The organism is Tumebacillus lipolyticus (genome assembly GCF_042682745.1).
Lineage (GTDB): Bacteria > Bacillota > Bacilli > Tumebacillales > Tumebacillaceae > Tumebacillus_A > Tumebacillus_A lipolyticus.
On the sequence record NZ_JBHUIO010000008.1, the window covers coordinates 284,002 to 307,290 of the forward strand.

Genomic DNA, 23,289 nt, shown 5'->3' on the forward strand with positions numbered 1-23,289 from the left:
TCAGATCATCGCGAAACCCACGTAAAAAACGAGGGTTTCTTTTTTATTGCATTCACATATTGTGTTACTACCACCTTATGCTGACTGAAAATTGACCGAGCCTAATGTCCTTAATGGTGAAGGATAAAATGGCCGAGTGCTCATAGCGAATCATGAAATGGAAAACGGGAGAATCAAGTCAATTCTCCTGCGGTCACCCGTATTACCAAGTGGTCGTCAATGATCTGGTACTTGTTCAACGCGCCAAAAATCAAACTATGTATTATCGCATTATTCACCAAGCGGACTGCACCTCTTGAATAACGGTAGATTTCATCGACCTCACCGTCCGAGAAATTATCTCGACTGACGCTGGCATATTCCAAATGACGATCCATGTACGCCCCAACTTGTGCGCGGTCGTAGTGTACCAGTTTGCATTGCAGATCAATCCTTCGCCGAAACGGCATGAACATCTGTAATTGAAGGCGATCCCACAGTTCATTTTGTCCGACAAGGATCAGTGCCATCGGGCTATGGGCATCCATTTTGAAGTTGAGCAAAAACCTTACTTCTTCGAACATTTCTTTGTCCAATAAATGCGCTCCATCGACACAAGCAATGAACTCCTCGCATCAGTTTAATCTCCCAATGCTGTTGCCGCTTGCTGTCTCATCAATAATACTTCGCTTCACCCCTCAATTGTTCGAGCAATCCCTTGTAAAAATGGCGAGGCCTTAGCTTCGAATCGGATAGATTCAGCAATTTATTTATATCTCGATGTTTCCATTTCATCTGCGAGCCGGGATGCATTTGCTTATCTTCTTTATTTCAATCCTCACCCAACACGAAGGTTAGATGTTTGGATCTTCCGAATGTATGTCCCAGTGTTTCAGTAGAGTTTCAACCCTCATCTAGTCCTTAGACTAGATGCTAGTTCACGGTTTGAGCAATCGCGACTCCGAGAGCGGCGATTCAATCCTCATTCAATCCTCATTCAATCCTCATTCAATCCTCATTCAATCCTCATTCAATCCTCATTCAATCCTCATTCAATCCTCATTCAATCCTCATTCAATCCTCATTCAATCCTCATTCAATCCTCATCCAATCCTTTGACTGGATGCTAGTCTGGCGGGAAACGGCGGACGTCTTGAGAGATCGTTTCAATCCGCATCCAGTCTTTAGACTGGATGTTACCGAATAGATAAAGAATCCTCAAAGATCCTGACAAGTTTCAATCCGCATCCAGTCCTTAGACTGGATGCTACAAGGTTCAGTCCGGTTGTCTCTCCTAATGTTACGTTTCAATCCTCATCCAGTACTTAGACTGGATGCTAGGTCTGCGGGTCGAGCGATCTGGATCGGGTGCCTTTCTGTTTCAATCCTCATCCAGTACTTAGACTGGATGCTAGAGGACAACGCGGCATCACCACCACGTAAGACACTTTGCGTTTCAATCCTCATCCAGTACTTAGACTGGATGCTAGTCGGGTGATCCGGATCAGCGGCGCGCATGAACAAGTTTCAATCCTCATCCAGTACTTAGACTGGATGCTAGACAAGCATCCGCTCGGCGGCGCGCCGGGCAAGAAGGTTTCAATCCTCATCCAGTACTTAGACTGGATGCTAGTGTAGCTGCTTACCCGATACACCGGGACGAGACCGTTTCAATCCTCATCCAGTCTTTAGACTGGATGCTAGCTCCAACTTGCTGTATCTTTTTGTTTCACGCGCTGTTTCAATCCTCATCCAGTCTTTAGACTGGATGCTAGACCTCAGACGCGTTTTACTTGCACCGCTTGTAAAACGTTTCAATCCTCATCCAGTCTTTAGACTGGATGCTAGATGCAGACCGCGGCCGTTCACCGCATGCATCGAGAGTTTCAATCCTCATCCAGTCTTTAGACTGGATGCTAGACGAGTCCAAGGGCTTGTACTGCGAGCAGGCGGCGGTTTCAATCCTCATCCAGTCTTTAGACTGGATGCTAGAGGGCGCCGTCGGTGAGCGAGCCGCTCAGGAAGAAGTTTCAATCCTCATCCAGTCTTTAGACTGGATGCTAGGCTAGAGTTTCACAATGCGTTTCGACGCTCGTCTCGGGATGTTTCAATCCTCATCCAGTCTTTAGACTGGATGCTAGAGGGTAACACTGTGCGGCTCCACACGCTTCAAGTACGTTTCAATCCTCATCCAGTCTTTAGACTGGATGCTAGAAACCGCAAGCTGGCGGGGGAAAGTAACACGTTACAGGTTTCAATCCTCATCCAGTCTTTAGACTGGATGCTAGTCGATCTGCCTCCTCTTTCTTACTAAGGCTGTAGGTTTCAATCCTCATCCAGTCTTTAGACTGGATGCTAGCTTTTGCAATGCTCGAGCATCGCTAATCTTCATTGTTTCAATCCTCATCCAGTCTTTAGACTGGATGCTAGAGACGATTGCCTGCAACATCGCTGAGGATGACAAGTCGTTTCAATCCTCATCCAGTCTTTAGACTGGATGCTAGTATCCGACGATGGAGTTTGAGTTTTCTTGGGCTGATGTTTCAATCCTCATCCAGTCTTTAGACTGGATGCTAGTTCCGAGATCGATCACTTCTTTCGGATTATCTTTAGTTTCAATCCTCATCCAGTCTTTAGACTGGATGCTAGATGCAGGCCTATTCAACTTTGCTGGCAAGCCGACGTGTTTCAATCCTCATCCAGTCTTTAGACTGGATGCTAGGTTCGACCCCCTTCCCGATCACCTCAGATAACGGGTTTCAATCCTCATCCAGTCTTTAGACTGGATGCTAGTCTGCACACGCCACCAGCTCCCCCTGCATCAAGCGTTTCAATCCTCATCCAGTCTTTAGACTGGATGCTAGGATCGGGCGCACGCCCCAAACACAGAACGGAATTGTTTCAATCCTCATCCAGTCTTTAGACTGGATGCTAGAGTCCTTGCACCCACGGCACTTGGTTCCGCAGTCCGCCGCGTGTTTCAATCCTCATCCAGTCTTTAGACTGGATGCTAGACCTTGCTCCTTTTTCAACTGCCAGCACTTTGCGCGTTTCAATCCTCATCCAGTCTTTAGACTGGATGCTAGAGTTTCAGGACGTGGTGGACTTGGGGGAGTTTGGTGTTTCAATCCTCATCCAGTCTTTAGACTGGATGCTAGAAATCGATGATCCCACCGATGACGGTCAATACGCCAGTTTCAATCCTCATCCAGTCTTTAGACTGGATGCTAGTCGCCCTGTACCGTGGTGTAAGTCTTGGTCAATACGTTTCAATCCTCATCCAGTCTTTAGACTGGATGCTAGTTGTCCGTTATCGCGATCGCAAGGCGGCTAGGAAATGTTTCAATCCTCATCCAGTCTTTAGACTGGATGCTAGTCGCATCCCTGCTCATACAACTCCTCCAGCTGCACCGAGTTTCAATCCTCATCCAGTCTTTAGACTGGATGCTAGTCTTCTGCGCCGCCTCCTCGATCGAGTAGCCTGCCTGTTTCAATCCTCATCCAGTCTTTAGACTGGATGCTAGGGTGCAGCAGCGAAGATTGGTTTATAGACCGATTCGTTTCAATCCTCATCCAGTCTTTAGACTGGATGCTAGGGAGGTGAAATTTCCCTTTAAAGAGGTGTCAAATGTTTCAATCCTCATCCAGTCTTTAGACTGGATGCTAGAGCACTCCGGCGTCGTGCAGATCGCACCATTCGAGTTTCAATCCTCATCCAGTCTTTAGACTGGATGCTAGCGGTCGACATCGCTTGTCGCAGCAGGCGCTCGATGTTTCAATCCTCATCCAGTCTTTAGACTGGATGCTAGTCTCGCTCACCCCGCTTAGTAGATTCGCACGGGCAGTTTCAATCCTCATCCAGTCTTTAGACTGGATGCTAGACACCCGCCATTTTCAATTGTCGCTTATAGAAAGCTGTTTCAATCCTCATCCAGTCTTTAGACTGGATGCTAGCTCGTAGAGATGAGCGAGGCGTCCGCGCGGGGGACTAGCGTTTCAATCCTCATCCAGTCTTTAGACTGGATGCTAGTGGTACACTTAATAACTGTTGTCACGCTGTTAACTTGTTTCAATCCTCATCCAGTCTTTAGACTGGATGCTAGGACAGAAACTGTGCTATTATTACTTTGTAAACACGTTTCAATCCTCATCCAGTCTTTAGACTGGATGCTAGATAAAGCCGGTCGCTGACTGCGATGCTCATAATCTCGTTTCAATCCTCATCCAGTCTTTAGACTGGATGCTAGAAAGCGGTAAACGCTTGGGATGCGATCGTCATCTGGTTTCAATCCTCATCCAGTCTTTAGACTGGATGCTAGCGCCCCCGCAGGGTGGGGGAGGACTCCCGCAAGAGTTTCAATCCTCATCCAGTCTTTAGACTGGATGCTAGGATTGCAGCTCATGCTGCTGTCGAGGAACTTTTCTTGTTTCAATCCTCATCCAGTCTTTAGACTGGATGCTAGTTCTTCTTCAAGCAGTGGGGCGAATGGGATGACAGTTTCAATCCTCATCCAGTCTTTAGACTGGATGCTAGGTCGAGCTCCCGATCTTGGGCGGGTGCGATGAGGCGTTTCAATCCTCATCCAGTCTTTAGACTGGATGCTAGAAGATCGACCTTGTTGTTCTCCGCAAACCGCTGATAGTTTCAATCCTCATCCAGTCTTTAGACTGGATGCTAGATCTCGGCGATCTCCACTTGCAAGGCTAATACCGTTTCAATCCTCATCCAGTCTTTAGACTGGATGCTAGTATCCATCTTCGTTCCGAGCTCGACCACTTTGGTCAGTTTCAATCCTCATCCAGTCTTTAGACTGGATGCTAGACAATTGACTTGAACAGATCTGCTTCCGCGCGTCGTGTTTCAATCCTCATCCAGTCTTTAGACTGGATGCTAGAACCCACAGCACCTCTTTCCCCAAAAATGTCGATAGGTTTCAATCCTCATCCAGTCTTTAGACTGGATGCTAGGGCTCGCGAAATTGGCCTTGTGGTGACGGGCTTTTCAGTACCATTTGCGCGAACCTCCGTTTCATGTGTCATTCTCCTCTCACAGTTGCAGGCTGATCTTCCCACAAACCCTTGTGGGACAAAGCTTCAAGGACGATCGCGAACCCCTTGGGGTTTTCGCCCCCACATGGGGTTCGCGCAAAACGCGGCTTTTCCACCTAAAGTCTGCCGCAACGTCATCCAAGTCTCCTCACTCATCCCGCACTTCATACATCTCCCATAAGGAGATGAACAATTCAATGGCTCTTCCACAATCGGAACGTTCCAAAAATAACAGATCTTCCCTATCCCCTACTGTATTCTTCGCCGACCTCCCAACCACCTTCGCCACGCGCAAACCGAATCGACTTGCCCCCCTCCCCCTGCTCAAACCACACAAAAAAAGAGCGCCTACACCGAACCTCCGCGTAGGCACCCTTCCAACCCTATGTTCAAGAGAACACCTCAGAGCAAACTCTCCGCCCCTTCAGCTTCTCCCTCATTCACATCAGACTACTTCTCCTCCTCAAGCGCCTCGATCACCTTTTGCGATTCGGATGAAGTTGGTATCATCTTTTGCGGTGCAGGTGAAGCCCCGATCTTCTGCGTAAATCCTTTGATCATCGCTTCCAAGTCCAGCCCCGACACGTCTTTGAGCATCTGCGGAGCGGTCGCCATCAGCTCGGTGACATAGTTGCTCACCCGCGCAGCGCCTTCTCCTTTGCCCGTGTCGACGACGGTCAGCTTGTCGATGCCCTTGATCGGCTCGGCCACGCGCCCTGCAAGCTCTGGCAACATCTTGACGATGATGTCCAGCACGGCCGCCTGACCAAACTTTTCAAACGCCTCCGCCAGCTTCTCTTTCGCTTCCGCTTCCGCCAGACCGCGCAGGCGGATGACTTCCGCATCGGCCGTACCTTTCGCGCGCTCCGCTTCGGCGATCGCCAGACCGTCCAGTCGCTTCTGCTCCGCATTCGCCTTCGCTTCCGCCTCGATCTTATATTGCATCGCATCCGCTTCTCTCATCCGTCTGGCCTTTTCAGCTTCTGCCGACTGCTCCACCGCATAGCGATCCGCATCCGCTTTCTTTTTCACTTCCGCATCGTACTGGCGCTCGCGGCGCACGATCTCTTTCGTCTCCAGATCGATCTCGCGCTCTTTGCGAACCAACTCGATCTTCATCTGCTCTTCGACCACCTGCTGTTTCGCGCGAGCTTCTTGGATGTGGTACGCCTGATCCGCTTCTGCTTTCGCCATATCTTGATCTTTTTTAAACGCTGCAACTTTCAGTTCTTTCTCTTTGGACGCTTCTGCGATATTCGTATCCCGAACCAGTTCTGCCTTTTGCCCTTGCTCTTCTGCCATTGCCTTTTGAATCCTTGCATCGCGCACCGCTTCTGCCTCGGCGATCTCCGCATCGCGCTTGACCGCTGCGATGCGCGGCTTGCCCAGCGCTTCCAAATATCCGTGTTTGTCGCGCACATCTTTGATCGTGAACGATACGATCTGCAGACCCATCTTCTTCAGGTCGCGCGCCGCCACACCCTGCACTTCCTGGGCGAACTTGTCGCGGTTGCGGTAGACCTCTTCCACCGTCATCGTGCCCAAGATCGCCCGCAGGTGACCTTCCAACACTTCCTGCGCTTCCGATTTGAGCGCATCGACCGGCTTGCCCATAAACTGCTCGGCCGCAGTCGCCACGTCTTCGACCGAGCCGCCGATCTTGATGATCGCCACGCCGTCGGCGAGCACCGGCACCCCTTGTTCCGTATATACTTCTGGCGTCGAAACATCCAGTTTGTGCGACAGGAGCGAGATAAACTCCGCCTGCTGGAAGATCGGCAAGATAAAGGCGCCGCCTCCCCGCACAATCTTGATCTTGCGACCAGACTCGTCTGTCATCACATTGCGGCTCCCCAAGAAAGAGCCTGTTACGATCATCGCTTCATCTGGGCCGACCGTCTTGTAACGCGCCCAAAATGCAATCGCGATCACCAACAACCCACCGACGACAATCGCCGGAATTAGCAAATAATCTGGCATCTCGCTGCCCCTCTCTTATCGACTAGTCGAGTTCATCATAACGGGAGACGTACAGCGTGCTCTCTTTCGCCTCCACGACCAAAACTTTTGTTCCGGTTGGAACGGCTTCCCGATCAAAGCTTGCTGCGATCTGATTGGTCAGGCCGGCTCCGATCTTCAGCACCACTTCCCCGTACCCTTCTGCCGGAATCGAGACCGATACCTCACCGATTCGGCCCGTCAGGTCTTGCAGGGAAAAGGCTGTTGAATTCTCCGACCTCTTCATCGGTTTTACATAGAAGAAAAAGAGCATGATAGAAAGGAATAATGCCACCGTAACTGCTAAAAACACAACGGTCCAAGTGGCAAGCGAGGTATAGGTCGTCAAAAGGACCCCCGTCCCGCCAAATGAAGTGATCCAACCTACGATGATCACCGGATCGAACGCTTCAGGTCCGGCAATATGAAACAGATGACCAAAGATCAACGTGATCACCGCGAAGAGAATGCCACCGATCAGACACCCATAAAAGAGTTCGAGCAATCAACTTCCCTCCTTTTTTGATAATTCGCGGCAAGTAGACCACATCTATCCATACGGATTAGAGTCAGAAAAGTTTCACAAAAAAAGCATGCTTCCCTTTTCATTGGAAGCATGCGTACGTTTACGATCAAGTTTTTTTCGTTTGATCAAATGCCGATGTCAGAAATGATGCGCCCAGTTCGAGTTGCTCTTGCTTGGTCAGCTTCCCACTTCTCGCTTTTCGCTCCAACCATTCAAGTCGCTTTTTCAACGAACGCTCGGTCATCTCATCAGGCACCCCCTCACCCCTATTGTGTTCCGCTCTTGGGCAAAGTAGAGGTGACGTTTTTTGGTGCGCCGTCCATCGACTAAATCCTCGCCCTCCCATCCATACTTACGTCAGGGGGTGTTTTCATGTCTATCGCACACATCATGATCAAAAAAGCATCGCCTGACGAATTTCGTCGCGTCTCCACGTCGCTCAACTCGCTGCTCGGCGTCGACTATGCGAAAGCAGATCCTGGCAATCTGATGATCACCGTCGAATATGAAGATCATCTGGTCAACGTGAATCAGCTTCGCAAAACGGTTCAAGCTGCTGGCATTCAGGTGCTGTCCGACTGGAAAGAGAAAGAGCTCTACTAAACGTCAACTCCCCCACAGCTGATCGCCGTGGGGGAGTTGTTTCAATCCTCATCCAACACGAAGGTTGGATGCTAGCAAATAGAGTTTATTAAAGCGATCCCGCTGAAATATGACCGCCTAAAAGTTTTTCTTGCCGAAGTATTCGCTCCAGCGCTCCGACACTAGCTGATCGATATCTGGACGGGTGACCACCTCGTCCGGATAGCCGGGCTTCATCCGCGCATCGATCACGATCGGCAGCTTGTACCCGATGTGATGTCTGACCAGCTCCGACTCGGCGTAGATATCATGCGCCGGGTCGAAGCGGGTGAACGTCGTCCACAGGAACGATGATTGTGATTTGGCGATCGACGCATCGTCGACCAAGAAGACCACCGGCCATTCGCGGAGCTTGTCTGCCGCGAGGTCGACCAAGCGCGGTGCCAGTTCCGGATCGTCTACGAAGGAAGCTCCCTCCACCACCAGACAGCCTTTGCAATACGCCTCGATGTTGCGAATTCCCGGCAGGTCTGGCCCTTGATAGCTGGCGGGCAGCGAGCGGATCGGATCGCCCACGCCCAGCATGACCGCCTTCGACCCATGATTCAGACGGCGACCCGTATAGTCGAGCGTATCCATCGACGTGTTGCCCATCACATAGAGGTCTTGTGCCGGATCGAAGCGCTCCAACACCTGCTCGAACAGTGCGGTAAAGTTCTCCAGCTTCACCGGCTTGTCGGTCAGGATCAAAAACTTGGTCAGCGTCAACTGACCCTCGCCCAAGATGCGGAACGCGTTGGCGAGCGATTCTCGCTTGTAGCTTTCGCGAACGACAGCAGCAGCCAAGGCGTGGAAGCCGGTTTCCGCATAGGTCCACAGGTCGCGAATCCCCGGCATCGCCAGCGGGAAGGCGGGCGAGAGCAAGCGCTGCAAAAACTCCCCGAGGTAATAATCTTCCTGCACCGGCTTGCCGACCACCGTCGCCGGGTAGATCGCATCTTTCCGATGGTACACGCGCTCCACGTTGAAGACAGGAAACTCGTGCGCCAGCGAATAGTAGCCGTAATGATCGCCAAACGGCCCCTCGATGCGGCGCTCATGCGGCGGCACTTTGCCGACGATCGCAAACTCAGCTTCGGCGATCAGCGGATACTTGCCGCCGCGCGGATCGTCTGCCACCGTCAGTTTTTCGCCGAGGATCAGCGAGGTGAGCAACAACTCTGGCAGCATCTCCGGCACAGGCGCGATCGCCGACGCGATCAGCGCGGGCGGCCCGCCGAGAAACACGGTCACCGGAAACTCTTGATCCATCTTCTCCGCCTCATGGTAGTGGAAGCCGCCGCCTTTTTGAATCTGCCAATGCATCCCCGTCGTCCGATCATCATAGATCTGGACGCGATACATCCCGAGGTTGTGATCCTTCTTGTTCGGATGCTCCGTATAGACCAACGGCAACGTCAAAAAAGGACCGCCATCCTCATGCCAGGAGGTCAGCACCGGAAGTTCTGACAATCTGGCAGGCGCATCGACCTGCTCCAAGATCGGCGCTTGCCCGGCGCCGACCTTTTTCGTCCCCGTCTTCATCACGTCGAGCAACAGGCGACGCTCTCCCCACAGCTTCCCAAACGTCGGCGGCACCAGCTTGTGCGTCAGGCCGATGATATCCTTCATCAGCTGCTCAGGACGCGGGCCGAACGCCAAATCGACCCGTCGCGAAGTGCCGAACATGTTGGAAAACACCGGGTACTTGCTTCCTTTCACATTGGTGAACAGCAGGGCAGGCCCCTGCTCGGCGATCACCCGTCGATGAATCTCCGCCAGCTCAAGGTACGGATCGACCTCCGCTGTGATCTCGACGATGTCTCTCTCGTTGCGCAATGTATGAATAAAGCTTCGCAAATCACGATGCAATGAATATCTCCCCTTCCGAATCCTATTGTACCATAACGGTCAGCATATCGATAAAATCGCTAGAGCTCGCAAAGAAAAGCGCACCCCTCAGGATGCGCTTTCCTGTTGCTCGCTCTATGAAGAAAATTTGACGTTATACAGTCTCAGATCGCCCTTGACCGGAGAGTTCGGGTTGGAGCCTTGATGCGCTCGTTGGAACGACTCCCCTTGCGTCCACGCGGTAAAGCTTGCTTCAGATTCCCACTTGGTGTAGACGATCACCTCATCGCCCTCTGTCGGAATCAGAAACTGAAATTCCAGACAGCCCGGTACGTCTTTCATGCGTGCGCCCGACCCGGCAAAGCGCTCTTCCAGATGTGAGCGGTAATCGGCAGGCACGGTCAAACGGTTCATTGCGATGAACATCTGCAACACCCTTTCGCTCATTTATGTAGTATCGTTCGGTTCCTTTCTCATCGTACCACAACCAAACAGCGCTTGCAGAGCATCAATCATGGTAGAATAGAGAAAATTCTCTGAACAAAAAGGAGCTGTTCGCGCCATGAAACTTGCCATCCTCGTCTTCGATCGCTTCACCGATCTCGACGTCTTTATGCCTTGGGATCTGCTCAACCGCGTCTCGCGCTTTCACCTGCACCCCGATTGGACGGTCAAGCTGGTCGGCACGGACGATCATCATACATCGGAGAACGGCCTGACCATCCCGATGTCAGCAGGTCTCTCCTACCTCGCCGAAGCGGATGCTGTGCTGATCGGCAGCGGCCCCGGCCTGCAGAAGCTGATCGGCGTTGAAACGTTTCTCGACGAGTTGAAACGACTCCTCGATCCGGAGCGCCAACTGATCGGTTCGATGTGCTCCGGCTCGCTCTTGCTCGCCAAGCTCGGCCTGTTGGAGGGGCGCAAAGCGACCACCTACCCGACGCGGGTCAAGCAGCTGGCGGCGATGGGCATCGAGGTGGTCGCCGACCAGCCGTTTGTCAAGCAGGGCAGGATCGCGACCGCAGCCGGTTGTCTGGCGGCGCTCGATCTCTCCCGCTGGATGATCGAAGAGCTGACCTCCCCAGAGATCGCCGCCAAAGCGATCGCGACCGTCCAGCCCAACGGCGTTTGATCCCTGCACATCTGGTGAGCGCTGCGCATACGTTATGACATGCTGGGCGAACGCCCTGTCAGAACGCACGCATTGCGAGACTTACCAAATTGGAGGGGAACGAACGAGATGTGTGGGATTACCGGATGGATCGACTGGAAAGTCGACCTCACAGAACAAAGTTCGATTCTCAAACGGATGGCAGAACGGCAAGATCACCGCGGCCCGGATGATGCGGGCATCTGGCTGTCTGCCCATGCCGGGTTTGCCCATCGCCGCCTGGTCGTCGTCGACCCGCGCGGCGGTGTTCAACCGATGACAGGCACGCAGGGAACACGCGCCTATTCGCTGATCTACAACGGGGAATTGTACAATACGGAAGACATTCGCAAAGAGCTCACCGCCCGCGCGCATCGCTTTCTCGGTCACTCCGACACCGAAGTGCTTCTGCACGCCTTTATGGAGTGGGGCCCCGCCTGTGTCGAGAAGATAAACGGAATTTTCGCCTTTGCGATCTGGGACGAGAGCGAGGAGACGCTCTTTCTCGCCCGCGACCGCCTCGGTGTCAAGCCGCTGTTCTATGCGGAGCGAAACGGCGGTCTGCTGTTCGCGTCCGAATTAAAATCGCTGCTCGCCCATCCGGCTGTCGAGCCAGAGGTGGACAGCGAAGGCTTGGCGGAAATCTTCGCCATCGGGCCAGCTCGAACGCCCGGCCACGGCGTGTTCAAAGGCGTGCAGGAGCTCAGGCCCGGACATTGCTTGCAGTTCGATCGCGGCGGTCTGAAAGTGCATGCCTACTGGAGCTTGGAGAGCGCGGAACACCCTGACGATTTTGACACCACCGTCGAGAAGGTGCGCAGCCTGTTGCAAGATGCTGTCCTGCGCCAACTGGTCTCCGACGTCCCCTTGGTCACCCTGCTCTCCGGCGGCCTTGACTCCAGCATGATCTCCGCTTTTGCCGCTGAGAAGTACAGACAGGAAGGAAAGCGGCTGCACACGTTTTCGATCGACTATCTGGACAACGACAAGCATTTTACGGCGAGCGACTTTCAGCCGAACGCAGACGGGCCGTGGATCAAGCGGGTCTCTGAGCACATCGGTTCGGAGCACCACTCGATCGTCATCGACACGCCGCAGCTGATCAGCGCCTTGCAAGCGGCGGTCAGCTTCCGCGATCTGCCCGGCATGGCTGACATCGACGCCTCGCTCTACCTGTTCTCCAAAGAGATCAAAAAGGAAGCGACCGTCGCGCTCTCCGGCGAGTGCGCAGACGAGATTTTCGGCGGCTATCCGTGGTTCTACCGCGAAGAGATGATCCATGCGGGAACTTTCCCCTGGTCGCGCAACGTGGAAGGTCGCGAGTCTTGGCTCAACGAAGAGTTTGCCGCGAAAGTCAAGGTGCGCGACCATATCGACCGCCGCTATCGACAAGCGCTGGCCGAAGTGCCCAAGTTGGAAGGGGAATCGCCAGAGGATGCGCGGGCGCGGGAGATGTCCTACCTCAACCTGTTCCGCTGGATGCCCACCCTGCTCGACCGCAAGGACAGGATGACGATGGGCGCCTCGCTTGAGGTGCGCGTTCCCTTTTGCGATCATCGGATCGTCGAGTACATGTGGAACGTCCCGTGGTCGATGAAGTTTTACCAGCAGCGGGAAAAAGGGTTGTTGCGCCGCGCTTTGGAAGGCGTGCTGCCCGATGATGTGCTCTATCGGAAGAAGAGCCCGTATCCGAAAACGCACAACCCCGCCTACCTGCACGCGGTGCGCCAGTGGCTGCAGGAGATTCTTGACGACCAGACCTCACCGCTGTTACAGGTGGTCAACAAGGACGCGCTGCTGCAGGCGATCCAAGCTGACGACCCCAATTTCGTCCGCCCGTTCTTCGGTCAGCTGATGGCCGGCCCGCAGCTGTTCGCCTATATGGCACAGATCGACACCTGGATGCGCAACTACAGCGTCCGTCTGGTCTAGTCTGCCCAATCGATCTACAAAAGCCCTTGGCGCCAACGTCGCCAAGGGCTTCTCGATGTTCCCCACCGCTCTCCTCGGTCGACGAGGATCGCTTGCAGGCAGAAAACCATATTCTCAATGCTCTTTGCTGTTGAGCACCCGCTCGATGCCTCGCTGTAAATAACGCTTCACCTCATCGGACGAATGATGCTGGCAAAGCCCGTGCTCGACCCGTTGCAAATACCGCTCGGTCGGCAAGGTGAGCGTCTCCTCTTCGCGAGGCAGGAGCACATACGCCTCGACAAGCTCGCTTGCGACCTGCACCTGCAGGCGATGCAGGGCATACTCCTCATCCACCTGTTCGAACAGAGCAAGCTGGCTAGGCTCGATCTGATAGACCACGCCGAGCGCTGCTTCGCCCGCGCTTTTGATCAAGGTGGTCGCTCCCCCGTCATACTCAGCATTGTAAGTAAACGTGCACCCGTGGTCGGGCAGCGTCGCGCTTTGGTAGGACAGGAAGCCGCCCATCTCCGCTTTCATCCGCTCTGGGTCTGTGCTGACCCCATAGGCAAAAAACAACAGCATCTTCCCACGACTCCTTCGCTTCACATCTTTTTCTCGAAACTGCTTCCCACTCTCATCATAAGAAAAAGCTCTTGAGTTCGGCAACCCACAGAGCTTCTTTCTCTTACAGCGCAATATAGCGAGCGATCATCACAAAGTGCAGCGTTGCACCTGCCGACACCCACAGATGGAAGATCTCATGAAAGCCAAACTTCCCCGGAACCCAATCGAACCACTTGGTCGCATAGATCACCGCGCCGACCGTGTAAGCCACGCCTCCGGCGATCATCAGCCAGATCGCTTGCGGCGGGAAGCTCTCGGTCAGCTTGAAAAACGGCACGATCGCGATCCAGCCGAGACCGACGTACAACAAAGTGGAAAGGTAGCGCGGCGCATGAATGAAAAACAGCTTCATCGCCATCCCTGCGATGGCGAGCGCCCAGACGATGATCAGCATCGTGATCTGCCAAGCGCCATCCAGCCCGTAGGCGAACACCGGCGTGTACGTTCCGGCGATCAGCAAAAAGATCGAAACATGATCAAATTTCTTTAACGCCAAGATCTTCTCAGGCGAGGTGCGCACCGCATGATAGAGCGAGCTTGCAAAAAACAGAACGATCATGCTCACCCCGTAGACGGTCATCACCGACACTTTCGCCGCGCTCTCCCGCGACCATACGATCAAAAGCACAAGCCCTACGACTGCCGCCAAACATGTCATCAAATGCGTCCACGTATTGACCGGCTCTCGAAACCGCAAAAACCACATCACCGCATTCCGCCTCTCCCGGATCGTCAGTCTAGCAAACTCCATTTCCATTTTACAATAAAAACTGACCGAAGAGTATAAATTTTAGCCTCATCGGTCAGTTTTATGAAAAAGAACCTGTCGCCAGGTTCTTTGTACGCTTCGCTATGAGATGACTCCGAAAAGTAAGCCTGTAAGCCGAGTTCTGTACTCCTGGTGCTGCAGACGGGAGTCACCCTCGCACTGTGGAGCGGCAATCATCTATCTAGGCGTGCTGTTGCCAACACGCTCAAGCAACCAACCCGAGTCCGCGCCGGGCCGACGCATCTGGACTCCTATCCGGTCTTGCTTCGGGTGGGGTTTACCTAGCCAGCATGTCTCCATGCTGCTGGTGCGCTCTTACCGCACCGTTGCATCCTTGCCCGCACCCCGAGCGGGGCCGCTGGCGGTTTCTTTCTGTGGCACTTTCCTTAGGATCGCTCCCACCGGCCGTTAGCCGGCACCCTTGCCCTGTGAAGCTCGGACTTTCCTCCCGTGCGGCCTTTCGACCTTGCACCGGCGACTGCCCAGCCTACTTTTCGGTTTTAGACAAAGCAATATTATACAGCAACGTCCACCACAATTCAAGCTGTGAATTATGGGTAGAGGGTGAACTTCCGCCCGCGCGGCAGGCTGCTCTTCTTGATCCGCTTGGACTGACAGAATCGGCATTCATACAGCACCTGTCGCTGCTCCTTGTCCTCCAGTAACTCCGTATACATCACTTTTTGCATGATCCGTCCGCAATCGGGGCATTTTGTGATCGTCAGCAACAGGTGAAACAGATAATAGGCGTACGAAAACGCCAGAATCACAACGATCAGTGCAATTGCGCTAATGATCAGGTTCGTCATGCTCGTTCACCCCCATACTCAATCGTATGGGGGCGATATGCAAAAAAGACGTTGCGATCCTCCGATTTTCAGACGAGGCTTACAGAAACGTAAACGGCTCCGTGTTCGTCTCCGAGAGGATCACTTCCACCTCATACTCGCGCTCGCGAACTTTCGCTTCCAGATAGGCCTGTAGGCTGGGCAGACAGATCTTTTCGGTGTTGTGACCAGGGTCGACCAGACAGATGCCATCTGCCAGCGCATCCTGTGCGTAATGGTAGCGAATGTCGCCGGTCACCAGCACGTCCGCCTTCTTGTTCAGCGCCGCCGGATAGAACTCCTCTCCCGATCCGCCGAGCACCGCCACCCGCCGCACGATGCGATCGTGTGGCCCGACGACGCGCGCCGCGGGAACGCCGAACTGAACTTTGACAAATTCGGCAAACTGCTTCAGCGTCATCTCCTGCACCAGATTGCCGACGCGGCCATGCCCGAGCTCTTCGCCCATGATCTCCAGCGGATAGATGTCATACGCCACCTCTTCATACGGGTGGGCGGCCAGCATCGCCGCCACCACTTTGCCCTGATTGGCATCGCTGACGATCGTCTCGATCCGCACCTCTTCCACCTTTTCCAACACGCCTTGCTCGCCGATATACGGATCGGTGCCCGCCTGGGGCACGAACGTCCCGATTCCCTGCATGTTGAACGCGCAATGGCTGTAGTTGCCGATCCATCCAGCGCCCGCATCGCCGAGCGCCTTCAACACCTGCTCATGATGCGTGCTCGGGACAAACACGACCAGCTTTTTCAACCGCGTGTTGTGCACGCGGCTGAGCACTTCCACCTGTTCCAGATGCAGGCGGCTCGCCAAGATGTCGTTGATGCCCCCTTCTGCGATGTCGAGGTTGGTGTGCGCCACATACACCCCGATGTCGTGCTTGAGCAGCTTTTGCAGCTTGCGTCCGTAGGGCGTATCGGTGCGGACAGTCTGCACCGGCCTGAAGATCATCGCGTGGTGCGCGATGATCAGATCCACCCCTTTGGCGATCGCTTCATCGATCACCCCTTCATCGTTGCTGTCGAGCGAGAGCATCACTTTTTTCACCGGGCGGTCGGGATCGCCCACCTGCAGACCGACTTTGTCCCACGACTCGGCAAGCGAAAGCGGCGCGAGCTCTTCGAGCGCCGCCACAACTTGCCGCACCGTTGCCATCTTATGATCTGACATGTGCCTGTACCTCCTCCAGTTGCTTGCGGCGCTGTTGCAGAGCGTCTCGCCGCGCCTGACCGCTCTCACCCCTCGCGTTCTCCAGCCCTTTGAGCGCCAAGGTGATCTTGGAGAGCTCATACTCCGCCCGCGCCAAGATCAGCGGATGTTTGCGCTGGAGCAACAGCGGACCGAATTCGAGCGCCAGCGGATCGGCGAGCACCATCTCTCCCCGCTCGGCGACGACGATCTCATAGATCTTGTCATCTTCCTCCAGCATGTCCTCATCGACGATCTGCCACCCGTGTTCGATCAGCCATCGGCGCAGCGAGTCACCATCTCCCTGAGGGGAGAGAATCAGCCGAGCGACACCTTCCAGCTTGTCGATCCCGTTCGCCAAAATCTCGCGAATCGTTCCTCCGCCCATCCCCGATACGGTGATCGCGTCCACTTCCCCTGCTGTCAATACGGCCAAGCCGTTGCCGTGGCGCACCGAGATGCTCTCTTTCAACCCGTGGGAGCGCACATTGCGCTCCGCACCGAGAAACGGCCCTTCGTTCACTTCTCCTGCGATCGCCTGCACCGCGATCCCCCGCTGTACAAGGTAGATCGGCAAGTACGCATGATCGCTTCCAATATCTGCTACACGAACCCCAACTGGTACGAACGACGCGATTCGCGCCAATCGTTGCGAAATGTTTATCAAATGAGATCACCCGTTATGTAAAATGTCAAAACGCAGTCCCACCTATTATATCCATCCCGTTTCATCCCTTGCAACCGATCTCTCGCCTGGGGAGCGGCGCTGTTACAAGGTGGCCAACAGCTGCGGTACTTCGCCAAGCGTTGCGACAGAGCGATCGTCGGGCAGCCCGATGATCGGCGCATCTTCAAAAATCCAGATCCGCTGCATGCCAAGCTGATCGGCAGGCTCGATGTCGTGCGTGTAGGAGTCCCCGATCATCACCACATCCTCCGGACGACAGGCGGCCAGCTGCAGTGCATGCGCAAAATAGAGCGGCTCCGGCTTCGCATGACCGATCGACTGCGAAAAGACGAGGTGATCAAAATAGTCGAACAGCCCGTTCTCCTTCAGCTTCGCCACCTGCCCCTCCTCCACGCCGTTCGACAGGACGAGCAGTTTCATCCCCTGCTCTTTCGCCCAGCGCAACACTTCGTGCACGCCGGGCGCTGGGCGCCAATCGTCCGGGTGTGCGGCCAGCATCCGCGTAGAATGGTGCGCGGCAAGCTCTGCCGCCAGCGCTTTTGACAGGCCAAACTTCTGTAACTGCTCGTTCCAGATGTGCACTTTCACACCCTCGACGGGCAGATCGAGCTCCTTTTTCACCCATGCGCCCCACGAATGGTTGTTGATCGTGCGATAGGAAATCAGAAAGTCTGCCGCCGTTCCGAACGACAGCTCTGCAAACTGAGCTTGCAGCTCCTGCCAGGCGGTGACCAGATAGGCGCCGCTTCCCATCCCATGTCCGCCCAGCGTTCCATCCAGATCGAAAAAGATCGCTTTCATCATCACAGCTCCTCCCCAAAATGAAAGAGGCAGACTCTTCTCGCCTGCCTCCCCTGCGTTTAGATCGCGGAAAACGCTTCCTGCGCCATCTCGCGAAGCTTGAACTTCTGCACCTTCCCCGACGCGGTCATCGGATACCCTTCCACAAACTGAAAATAGCGCGGAATTTTAAAGCGCGAGATCCGATCCAGGCAATACGCTCGCAGCTCTTCTGCCGTCAGGGTCTCCCCTTCTTTTAGGATGACAAAGGCGCCCACCTCTTCGCCATACTTCGGGTCGGGCACGCCGACCACCTGCACGTCCAAAACCTTCGGATGCGCATATAAAAACTCTTCCACCTCGCGCGGATAGATGTTCTCTCCGCCGCGAATGATCATATCTTTCAGCCGTCCGGTCACGCGCAGGTTGCCCGCCTCATCCATCGTGCCGAGGTCGCCCGTGTGCAGCCACCCCTCTTCGTCGATCGCCGCCCGAGTAGCATCCGGATTCTTGTAGTAGCCTTTCATCACATGATAGCCCCGCGTGCAGACCTCGCCCTGCTCGCCACAAGCCACCGCTTCGTTCGTCCCCGGCACGACGAGCTTCACCTCCACGTTGGGCAAGGCGCGACCGACTGTGGTCACCCGCAGTTCGAGCGGGTCGGTCGTGCGAGTCATCGTGATCGCCGGCGATGATTCGGTCTGCCCATAGGTGATCGTGATCTCGCTCGCGCCCATCTTGCCGACCACCGCCCGCATCACCTCGATCGGACAAGGCGAGCCTGCCATGATCCCGGTGCGCAGCGAGCTGAGATCATACTGTTCGAAGTCAGGGTGGTTCAGCTCGGCGATAAACATCGTCGGCACGCCATGCAGCGCCGTACAGCGCTCCGCCTGCACCGTCTCCAACACATCCTTGACATTAAACTCCACCACCGGCAGCATCGCCGCCCCCACCGTCACGCAGGCCATCGTGCCGAGCACACAGCCAAAGCAATGAAAGAACGGCACCGGAATGCACATGCGGTCGAGCTCGCTCAAGTTCATGCACTCGGCGATGTTGCGCCCGTTGTTGATGATGTTCAGATGGGTGAGCATCACCCCTTTGGGAAAGCCGGTCGTCCCCGACGTGTACTGCATGTTGATCACATCGTCTGGCTGCAATGTCGCCTGCCGCTCCTGCAGCTCCTGATCGGAGACGCTCTTGCCAAGCTCGATCACGTCAGACCAGTTGTACATGCCCGGATACTTTTTCGCTCCGAGGAAGATCACATTTTTCAGAAAGGGCAATCGCTCCGACCGCAACTGTCCAGGCTCGCAGTCGCGAAGCTCCGGTACCAGCTCATACAGCATGTCGATATAGCTCGTCCCCTTAAACTCTTCCATTAAGAGAAGCGTTGTCGTATCCGACTGGCGAAGCAGATATTCCAGCTCGGACGTTCGATAGTTGGTGTTGACCGTCACCAGCACCGCGCCCATCTTGCCGGTCGCAAACTGGGTGATCAGCCATTCTGGATAGTTGGTCGACCAAGCGGCCACATGGTCGCCGCGCTGCACCCCGAGCTTGATCAGCCCTTTGGCCGCCTGTTGGCAGACCTGATTGAACGCAGAATATGAATAGCGCAATCCGCGGTCTCGATAGACCACCGCATCGCGCTCCGGAAATCGTCCAGCAATATCATCGAGAAGCTGTCCCACTGTGGTGTTTAAAAGCTCTGCCATGTCTAGTCTCCTCTTCTCTATTCAGATCGATCTTTTATTTATTCTGATTACAGACTGAAAATTCCTGCAAATAAAACTGGCAGTTTCGGGAACAAAAAAAGGCCCTCCGGCCGAGTCGGTCGAAGGGTGTTGGTCCTTATACGATCAAAGTTATCCTTGCAAATGGATATTTTGATTGCTGTTTGAAATTATATCTAAATTCGCTAAACTTAGCAACCGATATGACGCGCGATGACGATGCGTTGGATCTCCGAGGTGCCCTCGCCGATCTCCATCAGCTTCGCGTCGCGGAAGTAGCGCTCTACCGGATACTCTTTCATGTACCCATAGCCGCCGTGGATTTGGATCGCTTGGTCACAAGCGCGCATGCAGATCTCCGAAGCGAACAGTTTGGCGATCGCCGCCTCTTTGCCGAACGGACGACCTTGATCTTTCAACCAAGCCGCTTTGTGTACAGCGGTGCGCGCAAGCTCGATGTTCATCGCCATGTCTGCCAGCTTGAACTGAATCGCTTGGAACTTCGAGATCGATTGGCCGAACTGTTTGCGATCTTTTGCATATTGCAAAGCGGCTTCATAAGCAGCTTGTGCGATCCCGACAGACAGCGCACCGATCGAGATACGGCCGCCGTCGAGCGTCTTCATGAACTGCATAAACCCTCTGTTGACCTCGCCCAGCACGTTCTCTTTCGGTACGCGCACGTTGTCCATGATGATCTCCGCCGTGTTCGAACCTTTCAAGCCGAGCTTTTCGTATGGGGTCGCAGTGGAAAACCCTGGGGTATCTGTCGGAATGATGATCGCCGTGATCCCTTTCGAGCCGAGCGAACGATCGGTCACAGCGGTCACCACGCATACTTTCGCATAGGAAACGTTGGTGATAAAGCACTTGGAACCGTTTACAACCCATTCGTCACCATCAAGCACAGCGGTCGTCTGCGTGCCGGAAGCATCAGAACCAGCGTTGGGCTCGGTCAGACCGAATGCGCCGAGAATTTTACCTTCTGCCAGCGGCACCAGCCACTTCTGCTTCTGCTCTTCTGTACCGAATGCATCAAACGGGTTGCAGCCGAGCGAGACGGCAGCCGCGTAGGACAGACCGTGCGAACCGCAAGCGCGCCCCACCTCTTCGACTGCCAGCGCATAGGAGATCGTGTCCGCTCCCGCACCGCCATACTCTTCTGAAATCGGCAAGCCCAAGAGACCGAGCTCCCCCATCTTCATAAAGGTGTCGAACGGGAACTCGCCCGTCTTGTCCACATGTTCTGCGTTCGGCTTGATCTCAGCTTCTGCGAAGTCGCGAACGGTGTTGCGAATCATCAACTGATCTTGGGTCAGATCAAAGTTCATCAAGGTCGCCCTCCTCTATCGAAACAAAAATGAGTGTACATTCATTCATCTTCGTTCATTATACACAACAGAGAAAGAAATCGGCAATACTTTTCGACCTATTGCGACAGTTGTCCCGTCCACTTCTTCAAACCGGGGAGAAAGACGATGCCCAGCGTGATCAGCACGGCCAGCTTTAAGAAGACGAAGATTTGCACCAGCAGGTCCATCGTCAAACCGAACAGCAACGTCCGCAGGTCTGGCCCAAACAGGACGACCACCCCGAACAGCAGAAAGACGGGCGCCACGTACACGCGGTATCGTCCGAGCACAGCTGCCAAAAACAGCGAGAGGACGGCCGGCACGAAATAATAAAAATGTTGCACGCCATACGAACTGCCCCCGATGTTCATCACATCTTCCAAGAGCGTCGCGTACAGCAAAACCAGTCCAAGCGTGCCGATGCCCGCCACCAGCCGCGAGCGACCTATTCCCCCGGAGATCACCCAGAGCAGAAAGACGATCGCCATCGTGCCCATCACCGCGCTTCGTTCTCCCAGAAATTGCCCTGTCGAGAGGTAATAATATCCAACACCCGCCACCATCAAAACGGCGACAAACAGCCACGTGGTGCGGGCGAGCAAGCTTTTGTTCCGCGAGCGGAAATACATGATGTACGGAAAAATCGTTCCCAGCAGAAGGACAGCAATTTGCATTGGCTCGGGAAACAAGGTAAAATTAAGAGCAAAGATCAGGAACAGGAGCAACCCGACGATCACGAGCAGGATTTTTCCGAGGATGCCGTTGTTCAAGCTGGTTCTCCAAGTTGACTTTGACGAGGATTCCTTCCCCGTTCTTTGGTCATGCGAAAAGGATTCACCTTCCGCGTATAGGTTCAGCAAAAAGTCGCAATATTCGGTCGGTACCAATTTGCTCTCTTTCCACTTTTTGATCTCTTGGATCATCATTTTCTTCTGTTCTTGATTCATCTGTTCGCCTCCCGGAAAATCGCATAAAAAAGCACTCACCTATTGAGAAGTGAGTGCTGCGAGGGTTCGAAGGAATCGGCTCTATTCAAGAAAGTCTTTGAGTCGCTTAGAGCGGCTCGGGTGACGGAGTTTGCGCAACGCTTTCGCCTCGATCTGGCGAATCCGTTCGCGGGTGACTCCAAACACTTTTCCGACCTCTTCGAGCGTGCGGGTACGGCCATCATCAAGACCGAAACGCAGGCGGAGCACGTTCTCTTCACGTTCTGTCAGCGTATCCAGCACATCTTCCAGTTGCTCTTTTAGCAATTCATAAGCGGCCGCATCTGCCGGTGCGAGCGCGTCTTGGTCTTCGATAAAGTCGCCGAGATGCGAATCATCCTCTTCGCCGATCGGCGTTTCGAGCGAGACCGGCTCTTGGGCGATCTTTAAGATCTCACGGACTTTGTCTGGACTCATATCCATCTCCGCTGCGATCTCCTCTGCGGTAGGTTCGCGACCGAGCTCTTGCAGAAGCTGACGAGAGATGCGGATCAGTTTGTTAATCGTCTCCACCATGTGAACTGGAATCCGGATCGTTCTGGCCTGATCTGCGATTGCGCGCGTGATCGCTTGGCGAATCCACCAGGTTGCATACGTAGAAAATTTAAACCCTTTTTGATAATCGAATTTCTCAACAGCCTTGATCAGACCCATATTCCCCTCTTGAATCAGATCAAGGAAAAGCATGCCGCGTCCAACATAGCGTTTCGCGATCGAAACGACCAGTCGCAAGTTGGCTTCCGCTAGGCGGCGCTTCGCCTCTTCATCCCCATTTTCGATGCGGAGCGCCAGTTCGATCTCCTCTTCTGCCGAAAGCAGCGGCACACGGCCGATCTCTTTCAGATACATGCGAACCGGGTCGTTGATCTTGATGCCCGGTGGTACGCTCAGATCTTCGATGTCGAACTCCTCTTCGTCATCAAGATCCTTCGGCCCATCTTCATCGTCGTCATCATCATCGTCATCGGCGAACGCCGGCTCATCATCCGCTTCGTTGATCACCTCGACCCCTTGTTCCGAGAGGTGATCAAAAAATTCATCGATCTGATCCGAGTCCTGATCAAAAGCGGAAAGTTTGTCCATGATCTCACTGTAGGTGATCACGCCGCGCTTTTTTCCGATTTCGACGAGCATCTGTTTCACTTCTTCAAGAGACATCTGTTGAGTATCTGTGTCCTTCACCTTTTTCACCATCCCGACCCCTCCTTCCCTAAGGAGTAGTTAAC

19 protein-coding genes, 1 other RNA gene and 1 CRISPR repeat array are annotated in these 23,289 nt (G+C 54.2%); of the genes, 3 read left to right on the forward strand and 17 right to left on the reverse strand.

Features of this window, described 5'->3' with window-relative positions:
* Positions 1–173: 173 nt before the first annotated feature.
* From ACFSOY_RS13845 to ACFSOY_RS13860, 4 genes are all read right to left on the reverse strand, one after another.
* Positions 174–575 (reverse strand): hypothetical protein, encoded by a 402-nt coding sequence (locus ACFSOY_RS13845; RefSeq protein ID WP_386047548.1) that lies wholly within the window; start codon positions 573–575, stop codon positions 174–176.
* Positions 576–1,072: 497 nt separating this feature from the next.
* Positions 1,073–4,947: direct repeats of the CRISPR family, unit length 37 nt; unit sequence GTTTCAATCCTCATCCAGTCTTTAGACTGGATGCTAG.
* A 531-nt stretch (positions 4,948–5,478) separates the two neighbouring features.
* Positions 5,479–7,008, reverse strand: coding sequence for a flotillin family protein (locus tag ACFSOY_RS13850; protein WP_386047549.1), 1,530 nt, complete (start codon positions 7,006–7,008; stop codon positions 5,479–5,481).
* Between the two features lie 22 nt (positions 7,009–7,030).
* Entirely contained in the window at positions 7,031–7,531 is a 501-nt protein-coding gene (locus tag ACFSOY_RS13855) for an NfeD family membrane protein (RefSeq protein ID WP_386047551.1), read from the reverse strand.
* A 127-nt stretch (positions 7,532–7,658) separates the two neighbouring features.
* Positions 7,659–7,796 (reverse strand): hypothetical protein, encoded by a 138-nt coding sequence (locus ACFSOY_RS13860; protein ID WP_386047553.1) that lies wholly within the window; start codon positions 7,794–7,796, stop codon positions 7,659–7,661.
* A 128-nt stretch (positions 7,797–7,924) separates the two neighbouring features.
* Here ACFSOY_RS13860 and ACFSOY_RS13865 point away from each other — a divergent pair, with 128 nt between their 5' ends.
* The gene (locus ACFSOY_RS13865; protein ID WP_386047554.1) at positions 7,925–8,155 is read left to right on the forward strand and encodes a heavy-metal-associated domain-containing protein; all 231 of its coding nucleotides are present in this window, start codon (positions 7,925–7,927) and stop codon (positions 8,153–8,155) included.
* A 117-nt stretch (positions 8,156–8,272) separates the two neighbouring features.
* On the opposite strand, the gene ACFSOY_RS13870 is transcribed toward ACFSOY_RS13865, so the two are convergent.
* Both ACFSOY_RS13870 and ACFSOY_RS13875 read right to left on the reverse strand, forming a co-directional pair.
* On the reverse strand, positions 8,273–10,045 hold the full coding sequence (locus ACFSOY_RS13870; RefSeq protein ID WP_386047556.1) for a UbiD family decarboxylase: 1,773 nt from the start codon (positions 10,043–10,045) through the stop codon (positions 8,273–8,275).
* A 114-nt stretch (positions 10,046–10,159) separates the two neighbouring features.
* On the reverse strand, positions 10,160–10,450 hold the full coding sequence (locus ACFSOY_RS13875) for an antibiotic biosynthesis monooxygenase family protein (RefSeq protein ID WP_386047558.1): 291 nt from the start codon (positions 10,448–10,450) through the stop codon (positions 10,160–10,162).
* Between the two features lie 136 nt (positions 10,451–10,586).
* Between ACFSOY_RS13875 and ACFSOY_RS13880 the strand changes: the two genes are divergently transcribed.
* Both ACFSOY_RS13880 and asnB read left to right on the forward strand, forming a co-directional pair.
* A complete protein-coding gene (locus tag ACFSOY_RS13880) occupies positions 10,587–11,156 on the forward strand; it encodes a DJ-1/PfpI family protein (protein ID WP_386047559.1) in 570 nt (189 codons plus the stop codon).
* Positions 11,157–11,264: 108 nt separating this feature from the next.
* Entirely contained in the window at positions 11,265–13,106 is a 1,842-nt protein-coding gene (gene asnB, locus ACFSOY_RS13885) for an asparagine synthase (glutamine-hydrolyzing) (protein ID WP_386047561.1), read from the forward strand.
* A gap of 114 nt (positions 13,107–13,220) precedes the next feature.
* Here asnB and ACFSOY_RS13890 read toward each other — a convergent pair whose 3' ends face one another.
* The 11 genes from ACFSOY_RS13890 to rpoD all read right to left on the reverse strand — a co-directional run bounded on the left by ACFSOY_RS13890 (position 13,221) and on the right by rpoD (position 23,257).
* Complete coding sequence (locus ACFSOY_RS13890; RefSeq protein ID WP_386047563.1) at positions 13,221–13,670, reverse strand: gamma-glutamylcyclotransferase family protein; 450 nt, start codon at positions 13,668–13,670, stop codon at positions 13,221–13,223.
* A 103-nt stretch (positions 13,671–13,773) separates the two neighbouring features.
* A complete protein-coding gene (gene trhA / locus ACFSOY_RS13895; RefSeq protein ID WP_386047565.1) occupies positions 13,774–14,418 on the reverse strand; it encodes a PAQR family membrane homeostasis protein TrhA in 645 nt (214 codons plus the stop codon).
* Between the two features lie 157 nt (positions 14,419–14,575).
* Positions 14,576–14,975, reverse strand: an RNA gene (gene rnpB, locus ACFSOY_RS13900) — RNase P RNA component class A.
* A 57-nt stretch (positions 14,976–15,032) separates the two neighbouring features.
* A complete protein-coding gene (locus ACFSOY_RS13905; protein WP_386047567.1) occupies positions 15,033–15,290 on the reverse strand; it encodes a hypothetical protein in 258 nt (85 codons plus the stop codon).
* A gap of 79 nt (positions 15,291–15,369) precedes the next feature.
* Positions 15,370–16,500: a Nif3-like dinuclear metal center hexameric protein gene (locus tag ACFSOY_RS13910; protein WP_386047569.1), complete on the reverse strand. Its 1,131-nt coding sequence runs from the start codon at positions 16,498–16,500 to the stop codon at positions 15,370–15,372.
* Positions 16,487–17,185 (reverse strand): tRNA (adenine(22)-N(1))-methyltransferase, encoded by a 699-nt coding sequence (locus tag ACFSOY_RS13915; protein WP_386047570.1) that lies wholly within the window; start codon positions 17,183–17,185, stop codon positions 16,487–16,489. Before ACFSOY_RS13915 ends, ACFSOY_RS13910 begins: the two co-directional genes overlap by 14 nt.
* A gap of 102 nt (positions 17,186–17,287) precedes the next feature.
* Positions 17,288–18,010 (reverse strand): HAD family hydrolase, encoded by a 723-nt coding sequence (locus ACFSOY_RS13920; protein WP_386047572.1) that lies wholly within the window; start codon positions 18,008–18,010, stop codon positions 17,288–17,290.
* Between the two features lie 56 nt (positions 18,011–18,066).
* Positions 18,067–19,707, reverse strand: coding sequence for an AMP-binding protein (locus tag ACFSOY_RS13925; RefSeq protein ID WP_386047574.1), 1,641 nt, complete (start codon positions 19,705–19,707; stop codon positions 18,067–18,069).
* A 209-nt stretch (positions 19,708–19,916) separates the two neighbouring features.
* Positions 19,917–21,056 carry an acyl-CoA dehydrogenase gene (locus ACFSOY_RS13930; protein ID WP_386047575.1) on the reverse strand — a complete coding sequence of 380 codons (1,140 nt, stop codon included), beginning with the start codon at positions 21,054–21,056 and terminating at the stop codon, positions 19,917–19,919.
* A gap of 98 nt (positions 21,057–21,154) precedes the next feature.
* Positions 21,155–22,024 (reverse strand): hypothetical protein, encoded by an 870-nt coding sequence (locus ACFSOY_RS13935; RefSeq protein ID WP_386047577.1) that lies wholly within the window; start codon positions 22,022–22,024, stop codon positions 21,155–21,157.
* Between the two features lie 81 nt (positions 22,025–22,105).
* Positions 22,106–23,257, reverse strand: coding sequence for an RNA polymerase sigma factor RpoD (gene rpoD, locus ACFSOY_RS13940; RefSeq protein ID WP_386047579.1), 1,152 nt, complete (start codon positions 23,255–23,257; stop codon positions 22,106–22,108).
* Positions 23,258–23,289 lie beyond the last annotated feature (32 nt).